Source organism: Proteus sp. G2673, from assembly GCF_009915125.1.
GTDB classification, from domain to species: Bacteria; Pseudomonadota; Gammaproteobacteria; order Enterobacterales; family Enterobacteriaceae; genus Proteus; species Proteus penneri.
This window is the reverse complement of record NZ_JAABLT010000004.1, coordinates 16236-40962: the sequence shown is the minus strand read 5'-3', so window position 1 is coordinate 40962 and position 24727 is coordinate 16236. Positions and strand designations below refer to the sequence as shown.

22 protein-coding genes are annotated in these 24727 nt (G+C 38.8%); 10 read left to right on the top strand and 12 right to left on the bottom strand.

All coding sequences use genetic code 11. The features are described 5' to 3' along the window. Positions 1 to 6: 6 nt before the first annotated feature. The 8 genes from GWI59_RS00890 to GWI59_RS00855 form a co-directional block, all read right to left on the bottom strand. The gene (locus GWI59_RS00890) at positions 7 to 444 is read right to left on the bottom strand and encodes a tripartite tricarboxylate transporter TctB family protein (RefSeq protein WP_006536779.1); all 438 of its coding nucleotides are present in this window, start codon (positions 442 to 444) and stop codon (positions 7 to 9) included. A 31-nt stretch (positions 445 to 475) separates the two neighbouring features. Further along, a complete protein-coding gene (locus tag GWI59_RS00885) occupies positions 476 to 1420 on the bottom strand; it encodes a tripartite tricarboxylate transporter substrate binding protein (RefSeq protein WP_109848478.1) in 945 nt (314 codons plus the stop codon). Beyond that, positions 1420 to 2664, bottom strand: coding sequence for a PfkB family carbohydrate kinase (locus GWI59_RS00880; protein WP_109848479.1), 1245 nt, complete (start codon positions 2662 to 2664; stop codon positions 1420 to 1422). The genes GWI59_RS00885 and GWI59_RS00880 overlap by 1 nt, the downstream gene beginning before the upstream one ends. Positions 2665 to 2978: 314 nt before the next feature. After that, a complete protein-coding gene (locus GWI59_RS00875; RefSeq protein ID WP_109400454.1) occupies positions 2979 to 3293 on the bottom strand; it encodes an AzlD domain-containing protein in 315 nt (104 codons plus the stop codon). Next, a complete protein-coding gene (locus GWI59_RS00870) occupies positions 3290 to 4003 on the bottom strand; it encodes an AzlC family ABC transporter permease (RefSeq protein WP_237612092.1) in 714 nt (237 codons plus the stop codon). The genes GWI59_RS00875 and GWI59_RS00870 overlap by 4 nt, the downstream gene beginning before the upstream one ends. 156 nt (positions 4004 to 4159) lie before the next feature. Continuing rightward, the gene (locus tag GWI59_RS00865; protein WP_239452192.1) at positions 4160 to 5173 is read right to left on the bottom strand and encodes a LacI family DNA-binding transcriptional regulator; all 1014 of its coding nucleotides are present in this window, start codon (positions 5171 to 5173) and stop codon (positions 4160 to 4162) included. A gap of 69 nt (positions 5174 to 5242) precedes the next feature. Further along, a complete protein-coding gene (locus GWI59_RS00860) occupies positions 5243 to 6640 on the bottom strand; it encodes a sucrose-6-phosphate hydrolase (RefSeq protein WP_109400456.1) in 1398 nt (465 codons plus the stop codon). Continuing rightward, positions 6641 to 8011 carry a sucrose-specific PTS transporter subunit IIBC gene (locus tag GWI59_RS00855; protein WP_109400457.1) on the bottom strand — a complete coding sequence of 457 codons (1371 nt, stop codon included), beginning with the start codon at positions 8009 to 8011 and terminating at the stop codon, positions 6641 to 6643. A 680-nt stretch (positions 8012 to 8691) separates the two neighbouring features. Between GWI59_RS00855 and dmsA the strand changes: the two genes are divergently transcribed. The 4 genes from dmsA (at position 8692) to dmsD (ending at position 13404) form a co-directional block, all read left to right on the top strand. Beyond that, positions 8692 to 11130, top strand: a complete 2439-nt coding sequence (gene dmsA, locus GWI59_RS00850; protein ID WP_072063956.1) for a dimethylsulfoxide reductase subunit A — start codon at positions 8692 to 8694, stop codon at positions 11128 to 11130. An 11-nt stretch (positions 11131 to 11141) separates the two neighbouring features. Beyond that, positions 11142 to 11759, top strand: coding sequence for a DMSO/selenate family reductase complex B subunit (locus GWI59_RS00845; protein WP_023582154.1), 618 nt, complete (start codon positions 11142 to 11144; stop codon positions 11757 to 11759). 1 nt (position 11760) lies between these two features. Then, on the top strand, positions 11761 to 12618 hold the full coding sequence (locus tag GWI59_RS00840; protein ID WP_006536762.1) for a DmsC/YnfH family molybdoenzyme membrane anchor subunit: 858 nt from the start codon (positions 11761 to 11763) through the stop codon (positions 12616 to 12618). Between the two features lie 174 nt (positions 12619 to 12792). Next, positions 12793 to 13404: a Tat proofreading chaperone DmsD gene (gene dmsD / locus GWI59_RS00835; protein ID WP_161723788.1), complete on the top strand. Its 612-nt coding sequence runs from the start codon at positions 12793 to 12795 to the stop codon at positions 13402 to 13404. An 86-nt stretch (positions 13405 to 13490) separates the two neighbouring features. Here dmsD and GWI59_RS00830 read toward each other — a convergent pair whose 3' ends face one another. Continuing rightward, positions 13491 to 13952, bottom strand: a complete 462-nt coding sequence (locus GWI59_RS00830) for a nucleoside deaminase (protein WP_109848481.1) — start codon at positions 13950 to 13952, stop codon at positions 13491 to 13493. Continuing rightward, a complete protein-coding gene (locus tag GWI59_RS00825; RefSeq protein WP_161671529.1) occupies positions 13952 to 14638 on the bottom strand; it encodes an ankyrin repeat domain-containing protein in 687 nt (228 codons plus the stop codon). Before GWI59_RS00825 ends, GWI59_RS00830 begins: the two co-directional genes overlap by 1 nt. Positions 14639 to 14865: 227 nt before the next feature. Here GWI59_RS00825 and GWI59_RS17630 point away from each other — a divergent pair, with 227 nt between their 5' ends. The 6 genes from GWI59_RS17630 to kdpE are packed head-to-tail and all read left to right on the top strand — an operon-like array spanning position 14866 to position 22715. Beyond that, positions 14866 to 14949 (top strand): potassium-transporting ATPase subunit F, encoded by an 84-nt coding sequence (locus GWI59_RS17630; RefSeq protein WP_109848483.1) that lies wholly within the window; start codon positions 14866 to 14868, stop codon positions 14947 to 14949. Between the two features lie 2 nt (positions 14950 to 14951). Further along, the gene (gene kdpA / locus GWI59_RS00815) at positions 14952 to 16655 is read left to right on the top strand and encodes a potassium-transporting ATPase subunit KdpA (protein ID WP_161723786.1); all 1704 of its coding nucleotides are present in this window, start codon (positions 14952 to 14954) and stop codon (positions 16653 to 16655) included. Between the two features lie 11 nt (positions 16656 to 16666). Then, the gene (gene kdpB / locus GWI59_RS00810) at positions 16667 to 18724 is read left to right on the top strand and encodes a potassium-transporting ATPase subunit KdpB (protein ID WP_161723784.1); all 2058 of its coding nucleotides are present in this window, start codon (positions 16667 to 16669) and stop codon (positions 18722 to 18724) included. Between the two features lie 10 nt (positions 18725 to 18734). Beyond that, on the top strand, positions 18735 to 19331 hold the full coding sequence (gene kdpC, locus GWI59_RS00805; protein WP_161723782.1) for a potassium-transporting ATPase subunit KdpC: 597 nt from the start codon (positions 18735 to 18737) through the stop codon (positions 19329 to 19331). A gap of 1 nt (position 19332) precedes the next feature. After that, positions 19333 to 22035, top strand: a complete 2703-nt coding sequence (kdpD, locus tag GWI59_RS00800) for a two-component system sensor histidine kinase KdpD (protein WP_161723780.1) — start codon at positions 19333 to 19335, stop codon at positions 22033 to 22035. After that, positions 22032 to 22715 carry a two-component system response regulator KdpE gene (gene kdpE, locus GWI59_RS00795; RefSeq protein WP_161669237.1) on the top strand — a complete coding sequence of 228 codons (684 nt, stop codon included), beginning with the start codon at positions 22032 to 22034 and terminating at the stop codon, positions 22713 to 22715. The genes kdpD and kdpE overlap by 4 nt, the downstream gene beginning before the upstream one ends. 114 nt (positions 22716 to 22829) lie before the next feature. On the opposite strand, the gene GWI59_RS00790 is transcribed toward kdpE, so the two are convergent. Together GWI59_RS00790 and GWI59_RS00785 are read right to left on the bottom strand one after the other, a co-directional pair. After that, the gene (locus GWI59_RS00790; protein ID WP_006536752.1) at positions 22830 to 23132 is read right to left on the bottom strand and encodes a hypothetical protein; all 303 of its coding nucleotides are present in this window, start codon (positions 23130 to 23132) and stop codon (positions 22830 to 22832) included. A gap of 11 nt (positions 23133 to 23143) precedes the next feature. Beyond that, complete coding sequence (locus GWI59_RS00785) at positions 23144 to 24448, bottom strand: insecticidal delta-endotoxin Cry8Ea1 family protein (protein WP_006536751.1); 1305 nt, start codon at positions 24446 to 24448, stop codon at positions 23144 to 23146. Positions 24449 to 24727 lie beyond the last annotated feature (279 nt).

The following is a 24727-nucleotide window of genomic DNA, read 5'->3' as shown; positions in this document are numbered from 1 at the left end:
CTCTATTTATGAAAATAGCTGAGGTAGCGGTACTAACAGTACAGCGGTAAATAAGTAATACACTCCTAACACCACACTGGCTGAAATAATAAAACTATATATAGGTTTTGTTGTTGCATATTTCATCATTAGTGGTGCTGTAATAATTAACCCAGTTAAAATAAATCCTAAATAATCAGATGCAAGCACATAAAAAAGAATAATGCCAATAACTAATAACACAAACTTTATTTCATGCCACGTCACTAATGGAATATCACTTTCTTGATTGCGTGAAAATATATCTATTAATGAAAATATAATCATGCCACCGCCAATAATAGAAGGCATAAATGCGGCACCATATTCACTAAAATCACCTAATGAATACGCACTATAAACAATAAGAAATAAACCAAAGCAACAAAATATGAGCGATAGAATATGACGATTTAGCATAGGCATAAAAACGGCTGTTGTTCAGCCGTTTCCTCAGTTATTTCTTTATAATTTCGCCAAACTTTTTATCTTCATTGGCCATAAATTGAGTGGCATCATCGCCATATAGTTCAATAACTTCAAATCCTTGTTTATTTGCAAACTCGGCTAATTCACCAGAGGCATACACTTTTTTCATTGCAGCAGTAAGTTTGTCTTGTACTTCTTTATCTAACCCTTTAGGTGCAACTAACATATTCCATGCTTGTAAATCCCAATTATAAGGTGTGGCTTCTTTAAATAATGGGACATCAGGATAAAAAGCGGATTTCTCATCGGACATAATGGCCATATGTTTTACTAATCCCGCTTTTACCATACTGTCGGCTTCACCTAATGAAGATGTCACTATATCAACACCCCCTGATGCTAATTCTTGTAATGCCGCACTCGCACCTTGAGAAGGAATAAAGCGAATAGCATTATCGGGTAATCCAGCTGCACGCAACATACCAATAGTATTCAAATGCCAGATTGAATTTAAACCACTACCGGAAGCTTTTAATTTACCCGGATTGGCTTTCGCGTAATCAATAATTTCCTGTGCATTTTTAAATGGCGAAGATTTCCCAACTTGTAATCCACCATAAATAACAGCAAGACGCGTAATCGGTGTGTAATCTTGATACGTTAAATTAGTCATCCCTTGATGATGCATCATGGTAATTTCAACCGTTGCAATTCCTAATGTGTAGCCATCAGGTTTTGCATTTTTAATGGCATCATGACCTACAACACCACTGCCACCTGTTTTATTAACCACATTAACAGTAACGCCCAACTCTTCTTGTAGCCCTTTTGCTGCTAAACGTGCAACCGTATCGGTATTACCGCCTGCAGCCCAAGGAACAACAATAGTAATCGGTTTTTCAGGATATTGAGCGAAAGCCGGAAGTGTAAAAATGGAACTGCATAGGGTAAATGCCAGAAGTGTTTTTTTCATTATATGCACCTTTTCTCATTGCAGATTATTTGTGGCCGAATATCTTCAAGCCTTGATTTAAGGCGAGCCTGAACTTGGGAAAGAACCGGCATTGCTGTTACGCCTTTTTGTTCTATAAATGCAGAGAGGAAAGCACTGGCAAATAATACACCCTCATGCATTGTGCCTCCTGCTGCTATCTTTGATGCAAATGCGCCATTAAACGCATCTGTTGCTGCCATCGTATCCACACGTAACGATGGCATAGGTGGAATATGGAATGTGGCTCGACCATCAAAATAAACCACACCAAGCTCATCCATATAAATAATGACTTTCTTGTTTTCATCACCTGAGATAACACCAATAGCCTGTTTAGCGTCATTAATATCATTTATTTCAATATCAGCCCAATGTGATGCTTGATTCGCATTTAAGGTAATAAAATCAAGATGTGAATAAAGTTGTTTTAAGTTTTCGTTATAAGGCGCAACATTCAATATGATGATCTTATTAACCGACTTAGCAAATAAGGCGGCTTTAATATTGGCATCTATATTAATTTCGCCTTGAAGCAATAACACATCGGCTTCACTGACATATGGCAATGAAATATCAATCTCTTGATCTGAGAATGTATTATTCGCCCCTAAATAAGTTGCTGTAATATTGTTTTGTGTTTTATCTGCTAAATAGCTAATTGAACTGCCTGTCGGCTCTATTTCTGTTTGAAAAATAGTGAAAGAATCAATGCCGCTTTCTTGTAAATATTTATAAGCATATTTACTAAAATGATCTTCACCGACTTTCGTTATTAAATGGACTTTGGCATCAGAAAAGCTGGCTGCCATCGCCTGATTTGTTCCTTTACCACCTGGGCCTATCGAATTGCTTTTTGAATTAATTAATTCACCGACTTTTGGAAAAGATTCGACATTAGCAATAATATCTACTACAAACGACCCAAGCACACAGACTTTGCCTTCAGGCTTTCTATCTTTTCGTTCTCTTACGATTAATAAATCGTGCAATAAACATGAAATATCAAAACTATCACTAAATTTACTTATTTTTTTAATTTCTTGTTTCCCTAGTATGGCGCCACCATGACAACGTTTGATCAACCCTTCTCCTTCAAGGTATTTCAAATCACTGCGAATAGTTTCCAATGTGACACTGAATTTTTCCGCAAGTTGAGCCACTTTAACTTTCTTTTGTTCCCTGATGATGGTGTAAATTTCCTGTCGCCGTTCTTCTGAAAACATATAAAGTGCCTCCGTATCATTGCTAACGAGAATAAGGAGATCAGGTCTGTGATTCTGCGATGGTATTCAAAACAAAAAACCAAAAACAGAAGCAAAACCAAATCGAAGCAATTTAGATCACATTTTTTTAACACGACATCAATTGGTATACGTTAAAAATGAGAGGTGAAACGAGTCGAATAAAGAATAGTGATTAAGAAAAGAGAGGTAAGATCAGCCGTTCAAAGACGGCTGATAAAATAACGACTTATATTATTACAAAAAATGATAGTTTTGAAATGTAAATATCATGTTAAATAAAATCACATTGGTATTTAGTTTAATAAGCCATTAAGCAGATAAAAGCCCACTAAGGTCAGTAAAACCACCATTAATGTACTGCGTATTTTAAGCGCTAATCCTACACATAATAAGGTTCCCCAAAGATAAGGATTATCTAAAATACCTTTAAATTCACCTTTTTCTAACAGTACAATGGGTGCACAAATGGCGGTTAATAAACAAGGTGCAGAATAGCCTAATGCTTGCCTGATCACTGACGGCAATTTGACGGGGATCGCCGGTTCAAGAAAGAAATAACGCAATAGGAAAATGACGAGTGCCAAAATTAATAATAACGACCATGTCATTTTTGTTCCCCTCTGACTCTAGCAACACAAACAGCAACAAACATGCCTGTTAACCCACCAATAACGACGCCACCTTCTATATTCAACCAACTGAAAATAATTGAGAGACAAAAAGAGACAATAACACCCACTAATGTACTGAATGTTTTTATTAACGGGATCACAATTGCCAATAACGTGGCAACAATAGAAAAATCAAGATGATAACGCGATAAATCAGAAACTTGGCTTGCCATAATAATGCCAACAATACTGACCGCCACCCATGCTAAATAAAAACATAATCCTGCACCGATCATATAAGCAGGTGTTAGTTTCACTTTAGGTTGTGCTGAAACCGCAAAAAGCTCATCCGTTAATAAGAAACCTATCGTAATACGTTGATACCATTTTAAATGAGCAACATGGGGGCGTAAGGTTAAACCATATAAAAGATGTTGGGCGGTAATAAAAAAGACAGAAACAATAATTGTCAGCATCCCTGCACCAGAAACAACTAACCCTAATGTTACTAATTGCGCCGCACCTGCAAAAATAATGGCAGACATTCCGATACTTTGTGCAAAAGTTAATCCTGCATCAACCGCCATTGAACCTGCGAGTATTCCCCAGGGGATCACCGCAAGGCATAAAGGCAAAACATGCAAAGCGCCTAAACCAAAGGCACGCATGGTTTGCTTATCTTCAGTGTTATTTTTGATTTTTTCCATTTACCTGTCTTCACGTCTAATACATTAATTCTATGGAGAATGATTATCAGTCAGTAAAGATAAATGGGATTGTATAAAATTGCTATTAAAAGCTTTCGTGTGTGTGGTGTAAAAAAGTTTGATGCAAATATTCAGCTTGCATAAAATTGCTTAACCTTACCCATGCCGTTGGTGTATTTTTGCTGGAACAAAAATTTGATGAACTTCTAAGTTTGTCTGGTTAATTAATCCCATAACCAGTCGGAAACAGTGTGATGCTAATTCAGGATTATTTTGTGCAACAGTATCTATTGGAATTGATAATGAATCATACAGATAGTGATCATCAAAACCCGCTAAATAGACTTCATTTTGCATAATTTTATTTTGACTTAGATAACGCAACACGCCATCCAATAAGCCACAAGCAGACGTAAAAACAAACTTAGGCGCGCGCCCTAAAGAGGCACACAAAGAGCCAAACATTTCATAACCGGAACTTGAGTGGTAATGTCCATGAATGATCCACTCTGATTTTAGATTGATTTGTGCTTGTGAAAGTCCTTGCGTAAAACCTAAAAGGCGATCTTTAGTTGGTGAAAGCGTTGATTGCCCACCTAGGAAAAAAAATTCATCAATACCTTTTGTTGAAGCAATCTCAGCAATAAGTTGTTGTGTCGTAGTTATTGAATCGGTGACAACAAAAGGCAGCGTTGTTCCTTCAAAATAACGGTCAAATAACACAACTGGAATTTGTTGACTCAAACGCTGATACTCAACATCACTTTGTAAACATGAGGCAACAATCAAACCATCGATTTGACGTGATAAGAGATGTTCTATCGCCAGCGTTTCTTGAGCCGCATTTTCATCTGTACAAGAAATAAGTAATTGAATACCCGCTTCTCTACATAATATTTCTAGTTCATACGCCACAGAAGCAAAACCATAGTTAGTAATATCAGGAATAACCAATCCTAATGCATAACTACGATTATCACGTAAAGAGCGAGCATGAATATTAGGCTGATACTGATATTGTTCAGCAATAGCCGTAATACGCGCAATAGTATCATCAGAAACGCGCATTTCTTTACCTCGGCCATTTAATACTAAACTTGCCGTTGTTTTTGAAACGCCTGCTAACTTTGCAATATTGGTGATCGTGATACGTTTTTGTTTTTTCACTATTATTCAACTTAATGTTACATTCGCTGAGCGTAGACTATTTTATCGTTTATATAATTGTATTTAACTAAGTCATGCATTCTTTAATTGCCAAGTTGTGAGGTTTATTGTGTCTTTTCCCAAGAAACAGATTGTCTGCTCTTCTGAAGGGAAAAAACGGCTACTCATCACACCGGCACCACCATTAAAGAAAATTTCCACACTAGAGTTATCACATAATATTTGAAGATGTTTTATATCACCAGACCAGAAACGTGATTGCCATTCTCCAGTTTTAACACTACGACGTTTTAACACGGCTTGGTTATTTTCAATAATTAAAGCAAGAGTATCAGAAAAATGAATAGTCAGAGAGCCGAATAGTTCTACTTCAAGTTCAAACGAAAATCCATTAATGTCTGGTGCATCATCAGCAATACCCTGCCAATATGCTGGATTTTGTCTGAGTTGCTGTAACTCTTTTACAGGTTGTTGATAAAGCTTATTTTCTTTTATATGTAATTCACGAGGGCAAGTCATTTGATGTATCCAACCATTAGCAATGGTTGGTTGATACATCTCTTCACCATCAGGAACTCCCATCCAACCAAATAATAGACGTCTGCCATTCGCTAATGTTGTTTGAGGCGCATAAAACTCAAAACCTGCATCTAGTTCGATTAGCTCACCATGCTGAAATTGTAATGTTGAATAATCAAAGCTTCCTATTAAATAAGCACTGGGATGCGAATTTAAAAATCGATGTTGCTCTCTTTTTATACCTTGGGGACAAGTTAATAAAATAAAATGTCCATTAAGCTCAAAGAGATCTGGGCATTCCCACATATAACCCGCATCCTTTAAGCCCCCTACATGACTTCCGGCTAACTCACCGACTAATTGCCATTGATATAAATGAGACGCACGATAGAGCAAAACCTTACCCTGTTTATCTAAGTTTTGTGCGCCTAATACCATGTACCAGATATCATTATATTGCCAAACCTTCGGATCACGGACATGACCACTATAGCCATCAGGAAGCCCTAATACAGGCCCTAACTTATCAAAACCTCCCTGCTGATTTTCAACGGCTAAACATTGCCATGCAGTACGAGAGCCATCCTCAAATTTGACGTTACCGGTATAACAAAGAGTTAATTGCCCTTGGTGGATCACAGCACTACCGGAATAACAGCCATCTTTGTCATAAATTTCATCAGGCAGTAAAGCAATAGGTTGATGCTGCCAAGTAATCAAATCCTTTGAACGCCAATGACCCCAACATTTATGTTTATGTTCACAAGACAAAGGGTTCCATTGATAAAACAGATGATAATATTCACCATCAAAACAAAACCCATTAGGATCATTTAATAACCCAGTTACTGGCGCTAAATGCCAATATGGATAATATTTATCTTTTATGGCTTTAGCGCTATTACGCATGACCGATTGTAAAATCGCAGATAACTCTTCGTTTGTGTTCATTTATGCAGACTCCACTTTGTATTTCAGCAAAAGAGAGATAACAAACGCAGTCACAAAAGCAATCACAAGGCCAATAATATAATTCATAATTGAACCAGCTTGCACGATTGCAATACCCGGAATAGCAGTCAATCCTACAGCTGTCATATAAACATGTGAGCCTACAACCCAAGCACCCCCAGCTGCACCACCAATTAACGCAGCAATAAAAGGTTTTCCATAACGCAAATTAATCCCGAAAATTGCCGCTTCAGTGATACCTAACATCGCGGAAAAACCTGATGGGATTGTGATTGCTTTAATTTTTGCATCTTTAGTTTTAAACCAAACAGCAATACAAGCACCTCCTTGAGCAATATTCGCCATTGCCCAAATCGGCAATAAAAAGTTAACGCCAATATTAGGGTTACCTAATAAACCCGCCTCGACAGCATGAAAACTGTGGTGAATACCCGTAATAACAATCACAGAATAAAGGCCACCAAAAATTAGCCCTGCTATCCAACCCGCTTGTGTAATTAAGGTGCTTAATAGTAATGAGATACCATCACCTAAAAGGCGACCAACAGGCCCTATGACTAATAACGCCACAAAGCCCGAAATAATAACGGTTAAAAATGGCGTGATAATTAAATCAAGAGCATTAGGAACAACTTTACGTAATTGTTTTTCCAATACACTCATAAACCAAACGGCAAGTAATACTGGGAAAACAGTACCTTGGTAACCAATCATGGCAACTTCTAACCCAAAGAAATTCATGGTGTTAAAGCCAGCGGCAACACCCCATGCATTAGTTAATGCAGGATGCGTTAAAATACCACCGAGTGTTGCACCAAGATAAGGGTTTCCGCCAAACTCTTTTGCCGCAGTAAAACCAATCAAAATAGGCAAAATAATAAATGCCGCAGAGCTACACATATCAAGCATGATATAGAGTGCATTATCAGGACTCACCCACTGGTTAGTTTTCATTAACCCAAGTAGCCCCATTAATAAACCTGACGCCACAATGGCAGGAATAATGGGCACAAAGATATTAGAGAGCAGTCTTGCTATTCGTTGAAATGGATTGAGCTTTTTAGCCGCAATATTAGCTGCTTCGGATTTGCTCGATTCACCAATGCCCGCCGCAGCAATAAAGGCAGCATGTACTTTATTGACTAAGCCAGTACCAAAGATAATTTGGATTTGCCCAGCATTACTAAAACACCCTTTCACCCCCTCTAATTTGTTTATTGCTTCTTTATCTGCTTTTGAGTCATCAACAAGAACAAGCCTTAGGCGTGTAGCGCAATGTGCTGCACTTGCGATGTTTTCCGCACCACCTAATAAAGGTACAAGCTGGTGAGCCACTTTTTCAATATTCATCATAGCCTCTGTGATTCTTTTTTATTTATGTAGCGAGTATTTAGTTTAATCAAAAAACTAAACCGGTTTAGCTAACAATTAGATTAAATAAAAATCAATTCAAGATAGCAATGAAAACTCAGTTAAAAGGCTTTTAATTGTGATCTAAGTTACAAAAAAGTACATTTATTAATCATATTTTGACTTTTAAAAATAGTTAAAAATAACGTTTAGCTAAACAAATTTTAATTTGTTGTTTAGCTAAACAGGTTAATCGGTTGTTAGATAATTATAGCTTCTAAAAATGACTTTTGAGTATTAGATAAAAATGACTATTGAACTAACAAAATCATATAGATAGAAATGAATAAGCAGACTTTAAAAATGTTACTGATAACATCAGAACACTTAACTAATCAATATATATTTATTTATACAAAGATGTTAATCAAATGATTAAATATAGCTAATACAAAAACTTAAGGTAACCTTTAAAAACTGGTAACTCTTGTTATAAATCACTTTTCTTTGATGTAAAGCAACTACAACTTTTAGGAAATACGTAGTATCCACATTAACAGTTGGGTTTTATTACCTACGTTAAAGTGGTTATTTTTTAACAACAATAACAATAATTATTTCTTTATAAGCTTGTTGGCTTCTGTTTCTTCTTAAAATGTGAATAATCAAGTGAGTAATGTATGAAAAACATCAAAGAGATGGCGTTACTTTCCACTCCCTTATCTCGCCGTCGTTTTGTAAAAACAGGTGCAGCGGGTGGTTTAGCAATAACTGCGGGTGGATTATCCCTTCCCTTTCATCAAGCTGTTGCCTCAGAAACACAATCAACAATAAACAGCGAAAAAGTAGTATGGAGTGCCTGTACAGTAAACTGTGGTAGCCGCTGCCCATTACGTATGCATGTGGTTGATGGCGAAATTAAATATGTAGAAACTGACAATACAGGCAATGATGTCTACGAAGAATTACACCAAGTTCGTGCCTGTTTACGTGGCCGCTCAATGCGTCGTCGTGTTTACAATCCTGACCGTTTACGCTACCCAATGAAACGTGTGGGTAAACGTGGCGAAGGTAAATTTGAACGTATTTCATGGGATGAAGCATTTGATACTATTTCAGATACCATGAAACGCTTAATCAAAGATTATGGTAATGAATCTATTTACCTAAACTACGGTACAGGAACTTTAGGTGGCACCATGACAAAATCTTGGCCACCAGGTGCAACGCTAATTGCACGTTTAATGAATTGTTGTGGCGGTTATCTTAATCACTACGGTGATTACAGTACGGCACAAATCGCAGCAGGTTTAAATTATACCTATGGTGGTTGGGCAGATGGTAATAGCCCTTCAGATATTGAAAACACCAAACTTGTCGTGATGTTCGGTAATAATCCAGGTGAAACACGTATGAGTGGTGGCGGTGTTACCTATTACGTTGAACAAGCTCGTGAGAAATCTGATGCACGAATGATTATCATCGATCCGCGTTATACCGATACAGGTGCAGGTCGTGAAGATGAGTGGATCCCTATTCGTCCAGGAACTGATGCCGCATTAGTTAATGCCTTAGCGTATGTCATGATCAAAGAAGACTTAGTTGATAAGCCTTTCCTAGATAAATATTGTGTTGGTTACGATGAAACGACGATGCCAGAAGGTGCGCCAAAAAATGGCCACTATAAAGCCTATATTTTAGGTGATGGCGCAGATGGTCAGCCTAAAACGCCAGAATGGGCAGCGCAAATTACCGGCATTCCTGCTTCACGCATTGTTAAATTAGCCCGTGAAATTGCAACAGCGAAACCTGCTTATATTACACAAGGCTGGGGGCCTCAACGCCGTTCTAACGGTGAGCTTGCTTCTCGTGCTATTGCAATGCTCTCTATTTTAACAGGGAATGTGGGCATCAATGGCGGTAACACTGGTGCTCGCGAAGGCTCTTACAGCATTCCTTTTGTTCGTATGCCTACATTCACTAACCCTGTCACCACCAGCATTTCCATGTTTATGTGGACGGATGCAATCTTACGTGGTCCAGAAATGACAGCAACTCGTGATGGTGTTCGTGGTAAAGACAAACTTGATGTGCCTATTAAAATGGTATGGAACTACGCAGGTAACTGTTTAGTAAACCAACATTCTGAAATCAATCGTACTCACGACATTTTGCAAGACGATAAAAAATGCGAAATGATTGTGGTGATCGATAACCATATGACAGCATCTGCTAAATATGCCGATATTCTACTTCCTGATTGCACTGCATCAGAACAGATGGATTTCTGTATGGATGCATCGGCGGGTAATATGGCGTATGTCATTTTTGCAGATCAAGCTATTAAACCTCGCTTTGAAAGCCGTAATATCTATGAAATGACCAGCGAAATTGCAAAACGCATGGGTGTAGGTGAAAAATTCACTGAAAATCGTACTCAAGAAGAATGGTTACGTCATCTTTACGAACAATCTCGTCAAAACTTACCAGAACTTCCAACTTTTGAAGAATTCCGTACTCAAGGGATCTTCAAAAAACGCGACCCAGAAGGTCACCATGTTGCTTATCGCAAATTCCGTGAAGATCCTGAAAATAACCCATTAACGACACCATCAGGCAAAATTGAGATTTATTCTTCTCAACTTGCTGACATTAAAGCGACATGGGAACTTGCATCTGACGATGTCATTGATCCACTGCCGATTTATTCTGCTGGTTTTGAAAGCTATGGTGATCCGGCAATGGAAAAATATCCATTACAAATGACGGGTTTCCACTATAAATCACGTACTCACTCAACTTATGGCAACGTAGATGTTTTAAAAGCGGCATGTCCACAAGAAATATGGATAAACCCTGTTGATGCATCAAAACGAGGTATTAAACACGGTGATTTAGTGCGTATTTATAACGATCGTGGTGAAGTTAGGATCAACGCAAAAGTGACACCTCGTATTTTACCCGGTGTAGTCGGTTTAAGTGAAGGTGCTTGGTATAACCCAGATAGTAACCGCATTGATCACGCAGGTAGCATTAACGTGTTAACGACACAACGCCCTTCGCCACTAGCCAAGGGTAATCCTTCTCACAGTAATCTTGTTGAAGTCGTCAAGGCGTAAGGAGTCTGGTTATGTCAACGCAATATGGTTTTTACATTGATTCAAGTCGTTGCACCGGCTGCAAAACCTGTGAACTGGCGTGCAAGGATTTTAAAAATTTATCCCCTGAAGTCAATTTCCGCCGTATCTATGAATATGCCGGTGGTGATTGGACAGAGCAAGATGGTGTTTATACACAGAACGTTTTTGCTTATTACTTATCTATTTCATGTAACCATTGTGACGATCCTGCTTGTGCAAAAGTTTGCCCAAGTGGTGCAATGCATAAACGTGAAGATGGTTTTGTTGTCGTTAATGAAGATATTTGTATCGGTTGTCGTTATTGTCACATGGCATGCCCTTATGGCGCACCACAATTTGATGAAGTTAAAGGTCATATGACCAAATGTGACGGTTGCTATGAACGTGTAGCTGAAGGCAAAAAACCGATTTGTGTTGAGTCTTGTCCACTACGCGCATTAGATATGGCACCAATTGAAGAATTACGCGCTAAATACGGTGATTTAGCTGAAATTGCCCCACTTCCTTCAGCAAAATACACCAAGCCAAATATTGTCCTTAAATTAAATGCCAATAGCCGTCCTGTGGGTGATACCACCGGTCATCTGGCAAACCCAGAGGAGGTGTAAGATGGTGGGATTGCATGAATGGCCACTGATGTTCTTTACAGTTATCGGTCAAAGTGTTGCTGGCGCTTTTATTATCATGGGATGCGCTATTCTTTCGGGTAAACTCTCCGCAGAAATGAACCGAAAAGTACATTACAGCATGTTTGGACTCTGGGCATTAATGGGAATTGGCTTCCTATTATCTATGATGCATATGGGAACCCCATTACGCGCATTTAACTCATTACTTCGTCTTGGTCACTCATCATTAAGTAATGAAATAGCCAGCGGTTCAATTTTCTTTGCCCTAGGGGGGATTTACTGGTTACTGGCTGTACTTAATAAAATGCCTGCTGCATTAGGCAAATTATGGGTCGCACTGGTTATGGTATTAGCCGCATTATTTATTATCGCGATCTCTCGTGTATACCAAATTGATACCGTGCCAACGTGGTACAACAGCTATACCACATTTAATTTTGTGCTGACAGCCTTTATCAGTGGTCCTATTTTAGCAGCGCTCTTAATGCGCATTGCAGGCTTTAACTTAAACTGCGTTAGTGCATTGCCATTATTAAGTGTTATCGCAATTGTTGTGAGTGCGATTGTGGCAACATCACAAGGCTTTGAATTAGGCGCTATTCAAACCTCTGTGCAAAAAGCAGTAGATTTAGTCCCTAACTATGGTGCGCTAATGGGAATTAAATTAGTGGCTTTAGTCTTAGGCTTAAGTTGCTGGATTGCACCACTTCTGCGTAAAAATAACCCTTCTGTTGCTTTATTAGCATTGGGCTTTATTTTAATGTTTGCCGGTGAGTTTATCGGACGCGGTGTATTCTATGGTTTACATATGACTGTCGGTATGGCGGTGGTTGGTTAATTAAAAACGCTGCCTTTAAACCGCTGTAATAGTTAAAAAGCCCGCACTTTTTATCTGTTATGGCGGTTTTCCTTTTATATTGCGGTATCACTCTTTTTTAATCTTCGTCATTATGTTTAGATAGAAAATCGCATATAGTAAAGACAATAAATCTAAGCGGATTATAAAAATATTATGGAACAACAACTTATTACTGATATTTCTCTCACTGCCCGTATTTTAGGTGCTGCGTTTTATTATACGCCTACTGAGAAAAGTGACATTGTCGAGCTGCTGTCGAGTCAAAAGTGGGTTGAAGAATGGCCATATGGCAATGAGGAAGAGAAGCAGCGCATTGCTAGCCTTCTTTCACAAACCACATTGACAGAAGAAACTTTAGCACAAGCATATCAACGTTTATTTATCGGCCCTTACGCACTACCTGCGCCACCTTGGGGCTCGGTTTACCTTGATCATGAAAATGTATTATTCGGTAACTCAACATTAGATTTACGCGAATGGATGCTAGAGAATGGCATTGATATTGCGTTAACTCAAAATGAGCCGGAAGATCACTTTGGTTTAATGGTGATGATGGTAGCTTGGATTGCAGAAACTCGTCCTGAAAAGCTCAATGAGCTATTAGCCGAACACCTTCTGCCGTGGGCTTATCGTTATTTAGAAAAGTTATCTTTACAAGGGGCATTCCCTTATTACGAAGGTTTAGCCATGTTGGCGACATTAACGCTCAAAAGTTGGCAATCGCAGTTAAATGTGACCCCTGCTGAAAAACAGTTATTTTGTTGATTTACAATAGACCATAAAAATGTGAAGCCCTAAAGACGAAAAAAACTCTCGCTTTTAGGGCTTTGATATATAAATAGTTAACGTTCTTAAGATTGTTTCGACCAAAACTGATAAAGCCTAGGTTGTGTTTCATCTTCGGTTTTTATCTGTGTAAATTGAAGGCCTTCTTGTTGTTCTGGTGCCTTTCTTAATGCTTTAGCAATGCTGGCTGTTGATAGTCCGTAAGGCTCGGCATCCTCATTAGAATAGGCATAAAAAATCTTAGAAATCCCCGCCATGCGCATAGCGGCAAGACACATTGGACAAGGTTGTCCACTGGCATAAACAATACAATCATCTAACTTTGTTCGCCCTAATACTTTACCGGCTTCCCGTAATGCTAATAATTCAGCATGGGCAGTGGGATCATTTGTCGTTACTATTTGATTGACTGCACTTGCAATTACTTGACCATTATTCACAATGACCGCGCCAAATGGCCTTCCCCCCACTTTCACATTATCCATTGCCAGCGATATGGCTTGTTGTATAAATTGATTATCTGACATTATTTTGCCCCCGCTTTTTCAAGTATATTAGCGATGTTTGTATAGCCTTTATCTTTAGCTAAGGTTAATGGTGTATGGCCAGAGCCATCGGCGAGGTTAACGTTAGCTCCACCTTCAATAAGTAAAGTCACAATCTCTTCATATTTTTGGCTACCATCACCTAAAATAATAGCTTCGATTAAAGCCGTCCAACCTAAACGATTAATATGATCAACATCCACACCCGCATCAATTAATGTTTTTACCGTTTTTACATGTCCTCGCTCAGAAGCTGGAATTAATGCTGTTCCACCATAACGATTAACACTTTTAAGAGAAGCACCATGTGATAACGTTAATTCTAAGATCTCCTGCAACCCTCTCGCTCCCGAATAAAGATAAGGTGAATCTTGAATAGCATCACGAGCATTAACATCGGCACCTTGTTCAATCAGATATTTTGCAACCTCAATTTGGTTAGCATGTGTGGCAGCCATTAAAGGAGTGCGCAATTTTAGATCTCGTTGTTCTATATTAGCACCTTGTTCTATCTGACGTTTCAATTCAGATAAATTTCCCTCTTGTGCCAATGTAACCAGATATGCTTTATCAGAATTAGCCATCACTTTAACCATAAAGATAGATGAAATTATTAATAGGCTTAAGAAGTATAAAAACCATTTGCTCTTTAAATAGAGAGTATTCATTCAATATCTCCTAGAAAATGCTAATTTTGACTTACTTAATTAGCATACTATTTGAACTCATAATTATATCTAACAAAGCGATGACATTATTTCAACAAATCAATGGGTAATAACTGCCTATCAAGTCATTTTTATACTTTTTTTACACTTCCCCTATCTCTTTTATCAACATCTTTACAGACCTTTAATTACGCTTACTGAATCTAAATAGATGAAGGATAGTTCTAATGTTGATATTTGGTGCTGTGACGTTAGTTATTTTGCTCACTGCTTATCTTATCTATGTGTTATTTAACGCAGAGGCATTTTAAAAATGGCAACAACAATGTTGATATATCTTGCTGTTTTTCTAATTACATTATTTGTGATAGGAAAAATGCTTGGGCATTATTTAGCTCGCCTTATCGAAGGTGACTTACCTCATTGGATTACTCAAACTGAACATGTTATTTGGCGTTGCTGTGGTTTCAAGCCCGCAGGCAAAGCAATCCAACCGATGAACTGGTATCACTATATGCTCGCCCTACTTATTTTTAATTTAATGGGCGCAATTCTATTATTTATCACACTGCTTAACCAAGGCTATTTACCTTTAAATCCTCAATTTGCCCCTAATATGAATTGGGATTTAGCGTTCAATACCACAATTAGCTTTGTCACAAATACTAATTGGCAAGCGTATAGCGGTGAAACGGCTGTCAGCTATTTAAGCCAAATGACGGGGCTTGCAGTGCAAAACTTCTTATCTGCAACAACAGGTATGGCTGTCGCTTTTGTTTTAATTAGAGCGCTAACTCAGTCATCTTGTACTTCATTAGGCAATGCTTGGGTTGATATTGGACGCATTACATTATATGTCCTACTCCCTTTATCTATTATTTGGTCACTGTTATTTGTCAGCCAAGGTGTGATACAAAACTTTCACCCAGCACTATTAAGTCAAGGCCTTGATGGGCAACAACAATGGTTACCAATGGGGCCTGTTGCGTCTCAAGAAGCAATTAAGTTATTAGGCACAAATGGCGGTGGTTATTTTGCGGCAAACTCTGCACATCCTTATGAAAATCCAACTTCATTAAGTAACTTCTTACAAATACTCGCTATTTTTCTTATTCCTACTGCCTTATGTTTTGCCTTTGGTCGTTTAAGTGGAACACAACGGCAAGGCCATACCTTGCTTTGGGCTATGACGTTAATTTTCATTGTTGCTGTTAGTGTGATCACTTGGGCTGAATGGCAAGGAAATCCAGAATTTATCTTTGCGGGTACAGATAGTTCGTTGAATATGGAAGGTAAAGAAACACGCTTTGGCATTATAGGTAGCGCTATTTTTGTTGCCGTCACAACAGCGGCATCTTGTGGTGCTGTTAATGCGATGCATGACTCACTAACAGCATTAGGTGGCATGGTACCAATGTGGTTAATGCAAACAGGCGAAGTAGTATTTGGCGGTGTAGGATCAGGATTTTACGGCATGATCCTCTATGTGTTATTAGCTGTATTTATCGCTGGATTAATGGTTGGTCGTGCGCCGGAATATCTCGGTAAAAAGATTGGTGTTGCTGAAATGAAATGGGTAGCTGTTGCCATTTTAATTTCTCCAGCCGTTGTTTTATTAGGTACAACTCTCGCTTTATTTACTGATGTTGGTCGTGAAGCCATTTTAAACCCAGGTCCTCATGGCTTTAGCGAAGTGTTATATGCTTTTACTTCTGCTGCGAACAATAACGGTAGTGCTTTTGCAGGGCTCAATGTTAATTCACCTTTTTATAATCTGTTATTAGGTATCGCAATGTTCATTGGTCGCTTTGGTGTCATGTTACCTGTTTTAGCTATCGCAGGTAGTTTAGCCGTGAAAAAGCGTCAGCCAGAAAGCTTGGCCACACTCTCTACCACTTCACCGCTATTTATTTTGTTATTGATCCTCACGGTATTAATGATTGGCGCTTTGACTTTTGTTCCGGCATTAGCCCTTGGCCCTATTGCAGAACACTTACAGCTGTTTTGGGCGAAATAAGGAAACGTATCATGAAAACAACTCAACTATTTGATAAAAAAACCGTGATATCGGCCTTCTTTGATGCGATAAAAAAATGTACACCTCAAGCGCAATGGCGTAACCCGGTGATGTTTATTGTTTATGTTGGTGCGCTTTTAACGACCAGTATTTGGATTGCTTCATTATTAGGTTATTTCCCTGATGATAATCACTTTACTTTACAAGTAATGTTTTGGTTATGGGTAACATTGTTATTTGCCAATTTTGCTGAGTCATTAGCAGAAAGTCGAAGCAAAGCACAAGCTGCTAGCTTACGTGGCGCTAAACGACAATCTAAAGCAGTACGTTTACATCACGCTGACATCAATGCACCGAAAGAAACCGTTGATTCTTTCTCATTACATAAAGGTGATATTGTTTTAGTTAACTCGGGTGAAGTTATTCCTTGTGATGGTGAAGTCATAGAAGGTGGTGCCTCTGTTGATGAAAGTGCGATTACGGGCGAATCAGCACCCGTGATCCGTGAGTCAGGTGGTGATTTTTCTTCTGTGACTGGCGGTACTCGAGTATTGTCCGATTGGCTAATTATTCGCTGTACTGCTGAGGCAGGTAATTCATTTCTCGACCGTATGATTGGAATGGTAGAAGGTGCGAAGCGTAGAAAAACGCCGAATGAAGTTGCTTTAACTATCTTATTAACAGCCCTGACACTTATTTTCTTATTGGCGTGTGTTACTCTTTATCCATTCAGTGTGTTTGCTGTCGAGTTTCAAGGACATGGCGATATTATTTCCGTTGTCACTTTAATCGCTTTATTAGTGTGTCTTATTCCCACTACGATTGGCGGTTTACTTTCATCAATTGGTGTGGCAGGCATGAGCCGAATGCTTGATGCCAATGTGATTGCAACCAGTGGGCGAGCGGTTGAGGCCGCAGGTGATGTTGATGTCTTACTACTTGATAAAACAGGCACAATTACACTGGGTAATCGCCAAGCTTCTCGTTTTATCCCTCTTTCAGGTATTAGTGAAAAACAGCTCGCCGATGCGGCACAGCTAAGCTCACTTGCAGATGAAACGCCTGAAGGCAGAAGCATTGTGATCCTCGCTAAACAGCATTTTAATTTGCGCGAACGTGATTTAGCGTCAATTGGAGCGTCTTTTATTCCCTTTTCTGCAATGACAAGAATGAGCGGCGTTAATTTAGGAGAACGCTTGATCCGCAAAGGCTCCGTTGATGCTATTCGTCGTCATATTGAAGTCAGTCACGGCCATTTTCCTGATGAAGTCACCGCGATAGTCGAACAAGTCGCCAGAACGGGTGGGACACCGCTGGTGGTAGTTGAAAATCAGAAAATCTTAGGTGTTGTTGAACTTAAAGATATTGTGAAAGGTGGAATTAAAGAGCGCTTTGCTCAACTTCGCCAAATGGGGATAAAAACCGTCATGATCACGGGTGATAATCATCTTACGGCGGCAGCTATCGCAGCAGAGTCTGGTGTAGATGATTTTCTGGCTGAAGCAACACCTGAGGCAAAATTAGCATTAATTCGTCAATATCAATCAGAAGGTCGATTAGTTGCAATGACAGGTGATGGTACTAATGATGCCCCTGCATTAGCACAAGCCGATGTTGCTGTTGCGATGAACTCAGGTACTCAAGCCGCCAAAGAAGCAGGCAATATGGTTGATTTAGACTCTAATCCAACAAAATTAATCGAAGTTGTACATATCGGTAAACAAATGCTAATGACACGAGGCGCTTTAACAACATTTAGTATTTCCAACGATATTGCTAAATACTTCGCTATTATTCCAGCTGCTTTTGCTGTCACCTATCCACAGCTCAACATGCTTAATATCATGAACTTACATTCACCCGCATCTGCAATGCTATCTGCGGTTATTTTTAACGCCTTAATTATTATCTTTTTGATCCCTCTTGCTCTTAAAGGTGTTCATTATCGTCCTGTCTCTGCGCACTCATTATTGCGTCGTAACCTCTCTTTATACGGGATCAGTGGATTATTAGTCCCTTTTATTGGCATTAAAATCATCGATATGATCTTAGCGTTTATTGGGTTTTAAGGAGTTCTATATGCATCTATTTCGTTCATCATTAGTGATGTTATTATTACTCACACTAATAACCGGACTCGCTTATCCTTTGTTTGTTACAGGATTAGCCAACCTTATTTTTCCATGGCAAGCGAACGGCTCACTGATTTATCAAGATAATAAACTTATTGGTTCTGAGTTGATTGGGCAACAATTTACGCGAGATGATTATTTTAAAAATCGCCCATCAATGACGTCCGAAATGCCCTATAACAGCATGGCATCAGGTGCCAGCCAACTAGCAACATCAAATCCATTATTACTTAATGAGATAACTCAACGTATTCAAATATGGAAGAAAGCAACGCATAATCAACATGTTGTTCCTGTTGATTTAGTCACAGCATCAGGAAGTGGACTTGATCCTCATATTTCATTACAAGCAGCTTATTATCAAATTGAAAATATTGCTTATTCTCGCCAACTCACTAAAAATGAAATTAAGCAGTTAATAAAAGACAATACTACATCACCGCTGATGTCATTTATGGGTGACCCTGTTGTGAATGTATTTATGCTAAATCAAGCACTTGATAAATTAAGTGCAGAAAAGCAGCAAAAAGTGAGTACTCAATAAAATGGAACTCGATCAGCAATGGCAACGCCCTTCTCCTGATGATTTACTCGCTTCAACGCGAACAACAACTCGTGGGCGTTTAAAAATATTTTTTGGTGCCTGTGCAGGTGTAGGGAAAACTTACGCCATGTTACAAGAAGCTCAACGCCTCCACCAGCAAGGTATTGATGTCCTTGCTGGTGTTGTTGAAACGCACCAAAGGCAAGAAACGGCTGCATTACTGCACGGATTACCTTTATTGCCACTACAACGTATTCACCATCACGGTAGAAAGCTTGTCGCGTTTGATTTAGATGCCGCATTAGCTAGGCATCCGGCGGTGATCTTAATGGATGAACTGGCATTTAGTAATCCTCATAAATGCCGACATCCTAAGCGCTGGCAAGATGTGGAAGAACTATTGGATGCAGGTATTGATGTCCTTGCCACAATAAATGTACAACACATTGAAAGTCTTAATGATATCGTCGGGAGTATTACAGGAATTCGAGTCCAAGAAACGATCCCTGACTATATTTTCGATAGTGCTGATGAAGTGGTTATGGTGGATTTACCACCTGATGATCTACAACAACGTTTACATGAAGGCAAAGTCTATCTAGCTGGACAAGCAGAACGTGCGATTGAACACTTTTTTCGTAAAGGTAATTTAATCGCACTACGAGAATTAGCCTTACGCCGTATGGCAGATAGAGTTGATACACAAGTTAAAGAGTTTCGAGATAGCCAAGGAACGGCTCCTGTTTGGCACACCACAGATAGTCTGATGGTTTGTCTCGGCGCTCATGGCGGTAACGACAAATTAGTTCGCACGGCAGCGCGTTATGCTGCCGCCTTTGGTTGCCAATGGCATGCTATTTATGTTGAAACGCCTAAGCTTCATCAAATTGGCGAGCATAAACGCCGAGCTATCTTACACTCTCTAAAATTAGCACAACATCTAGGAGCGAGAACGGCGATCCTTTCTGATAACCAAGCTGAAAAGGCCGTGATCCGTTACGCCAGAGAGCATAATCTTGGAAAAGTGGTTATTGGTCAACGCGCTTACCAAAAATGGCAATGGTTAAAACGCTGGATACGGATGCGTTTTGCAGAAAAATTAGCGCGTTATGCACCTGATCTCCATGTTATCAGTGTCGCCCTCAATGATGAGGACATACGTTATAAAACCAAAACAGCACCACTACAAAATGATAAATGGCGACAAGAGATAAAAGGTTATTTTACAGCGATTGGATTATGTTTAGCGATCACCTTATTCTCTCGCACATTTCTATTAGCACTTGATAAAGCCAATTTAGTCACACTCTATTTATTGGGTGTTGTATTAATTGCACTCTTTTTTGGTCGTCGCCCTTCTATTTTTGCGGCATTAATTAATGTTATTAGTTTTGACCTGTTTTTTGTACAGCCTCACTTTTCGCTCGCTGTACTCGATATGCAGTATTTGGTCACTTTTACAGTGATGCTTATTGTCGGATTAGTGGTTGGTAATTTAACTGCGGGTATGCGTTATCAAACCCGCGTCGCCCGTTATCGAGAACAGCGCACTCGCCACTTATTTGAAATGACGAGAGAACTGGGTCGAGCGGTAACGTTACAAGAAATTGTTCGCACTAGTTATCATTTTTTATCAAGTGCCTTTGATGCCAAAGTGTGTTTATTACTGCCCAACAAACAAGGTGAATTAACACCTTTTCATGCACAAGGCATGGGGCTTTTACCTATTGATAATGCCATTGCACGCTGGTGTTGTGATAAAGATCAAATTGCTGGTGCAGGCACAGATACTCTACCAAGTGTGCCTTACCAATTACATCCGATTACCGCCTCTCAACAAGTTTTAGCTATTTTAGCGATTGAACCGAATAATCTTCGTCAACTGCTTATCCCGGAGCAACAGCAGCTATTGCAAACTTTTAATGGTTTAATTGCTAATGCCCTTGAGCGATTACAACAGGCTGAAATTGCAGAACAATCTCGAATTAATATCGAAAGAGAGCAATTAAGAAATGCATTATTAGCCGCACTTTCTCATGATTTAAAAACACCGCTTACTGTGCTTTTTGGTCAATCAGAGATTTTGCTTCTCGATTTAAGTGCTGAAGGTTCATCCCATACAGCGCAAGTTAACCAAATTCGACAGCAGATCCTGACAACCTCACGGTTAGTCAATAATTTACTGGATATGGCACGTATTCAATCCGGTGGCATTCAAGTGAATTTACAATGGAATTCGCTACAAGAAATAACGGGAAGTGCCATTCGTTCTCTCTCTTATTTACTTGATAAACATCCATTACAAATTGATATTTCTGCTGATTTATTGCTTTATTGCGATGGTAATTTAATTGAACGAGTTATCACGAACTTACTTGAAAATGCAGTGAAATATACGACATCAAACACAAAAATCGGAGTAAAAGCCTATATTGATGTCGCTAAAATTCATGTTGAAGTATGGGATGAGGGTCATGGGATCCCAACCGACCAACTACAACTTATTTTTAATAAATTTTCACGTGCAGTAAAAGAATCCGCAATTCCTGGTGTTGGATTAGGTTTAGCCATATGTAGCGCCATTATTCACTTACATGAAGGTGAAATTTGGGCTGAAAACAATAAAAAAGGTGGAGCAAGCTTCCACTTTGTTTTACCTTTAAAATCACTCCCTGATATTGATGAGATTGAAATAAAACAGTGACTCCATATAACATTTTAATTATTGAAGATGAGAAAGAGATTCTACGCTTTGTTCGACTCGCTTTAGAGAGCGAAGGATTTCGTGTTTATGAAGCCAATGAATGCCAACGAGGATTAATTGAAGCCGCATCAAGAAAACCTGATTTAGTTATTCTTGATCTTGGTTTGCCAGACAAAGATGGTCTCTGTTTTATTCAAGATTTTCGCCAATGGAGTAGTACCCCCATTATCGTACTTTCAGCACGAGATTCAGAGCAAGATAAAGTGAAAGCACTTGATGCAGGAGCGGATGATTATCTGACGAAACCTTTTGGTATTAGTGAACTACTCGCCAGAATCAGAGCATCACTACGCCGTTTTGTTAAACAAGAAACACAAAGTACACAATTTACTTTTGGTGATATTACGATTGATTGGGTTAATCGTATTGTTACTCGTCAAAATGAACCCGTTCATTTAACGCCGACAGAATTTCGTTTACTAAGTGAATTAGTTAATAACAGTGGTAAAGTACTTACTCAACGGCATTTAATGCAACATGTTTGGGGGCCTAATTTCGTTGAACATAGTCACTATTTGCGCATTTATATGGGACATTTACGCCAAAAACTAGAAACCGATCCCGCATGTCCGGTGCATTTAATGACAGAAACGGGGATTGGCTATCGATTTATGCCTTAACTAAACTCAAAATCCCACCACAAGTGACATTTGAGTACACTTATCAACTCTTGCCACTACTCATGGCAGGAGATTCAAAAAAGGTAATTGAATCTCCTGATCATCAAGTAAATGCTAATCTACAATTTCAACGATAGCCGCACCCACCTTGGTATCATCCGAGTTAGTTACATTAACTCTGTAGTAGTAAAATGATCGTTCGGGTGCTTGAACGATAATCGTGTCATTGGGTTCAACCCAATATGTGGTATCGGGATAAAAAACATGTGACGGTGGTGCCCAGTAATTCACAACTTCTAATTTCGTTTCACCATTATTAGTCACAATGACACTTTTAGTAACTGTTGGAATGATAGGCTCAGCATCGTCCCATACTGTAACTGTTTCCAAAGGTTGAATAACATAATTAGTCGACATAACGCACCTCCTTAACTGTTTTTATATAGACTGCTGACATATTGCATCGCAAGTTCATTATTATATATTGCTGAAATCGCTATCCCACACATTTGATGGCCAGATGATTGTATATATCCTGCAACATCAGAGACCACATACATGGAGTTAATTGAAAATGGGCTGACTAAAGTGACTTCTTGTATAGGGTCATCATCAGGATGCTGACCTGCTACCATTGTATTATTAAGATTAGTGGTGAACTCAATTTGTGAAACAAAAGAGTCCGCTCTCACAGACACCTGATTAATGAACTCACCACCCTCAACATTAATACTCATAGTGTTTTGTCCAACATTGAATGAGTCATTGTTATTTGGCGTCATACCCATTTCATATTGTTCATCAGATCCACTACAGGTAAACATTAACCCAGTAGTTCGATGTGACACTGACAGGTCTGTATAAACATCGATAAAATTAATATAGCCATCTGGATAAGATGTTGGCTCCTGATATAAAGATCCCAGGATGTTTGTAGAAGGCATCATTGAGTTATCAGCTACTTCAGCAAATGCCATAGGCACTGAGAAATTTTGCCCGTCTAGGCTTATAAGCTTATAGAAAGATCCAGCTGCCATGACTGGAACGTAGTAATTTTCCAGCGGTGCAGGAGCATTATAGTCTTCATAATCCCCTGACCATAGTTCATTAAATAAAGACACGCTTGTTTCATAATATAACTTAACACTAAAGTAGGTCTGTATGTTGTTAAGATAAGTATTGCCTATTGCCGAATTTATCGGAGATAAATAACTCTTGGAGCTTTGAACATCTTTTTGAAGCAATGACTTTAATTGATTAACTTGATCTTGACTTAACCCTAAATCATTAGAGTATTTAATCCCTTCAAGATATAAGGCAATTTTTAAATTCACAGCGGCGACAAAAAGTGGAGCAAATGCATATTTGAAATTAGTCCCTTCTATTTTGAAGTTTTCTTCAATTCCAATTATATCTACAACCACTGTCATCAGTTCAGGGCCCGCAGTATCATACTGGGCATTAATTAACTGGTCATTGATAAATGATACTTTATCCTGAAGCTCGCTTACTGCAGCCACAAGGCGATTCCAGTCGTCCTCTTGAATATCTTCATTAATAAGGCTTTGCACTTCCTGTTTAATTGTACTCCATATATCTTCCTTATCTGTTGGCCATAAAAGGCCAAAAATGGTGCTTAGTACACCTCCAATCACTGGGATCTGACTGATACCATAATGTATTATCGAACCGATATCAGATAAACCATCATTAAGCTTAAGTGTAGATGACATATTTAGCCTCTTAAATTATAGCAATGATAAAAAAACAGAATGAGTGACTTAATGTGTTTTCTCTCGATTAGTTTCCGCCCTTGCCAGAAACTAATAAATCAAAAACCAATAAGAAAATCTTATCTTTTATAGTGCGGATGTATATGACTTTTCAAAGGGAAATGTAATAAATCTAACGCAAGGCAAGGTTTCGCAATTATTTCCTTATGTTTCAGTGACTTTTCCTAAAAATAGTCTATGCTTTGTTCAGGCAGTCTCTTAGCATATATATCCGACTGT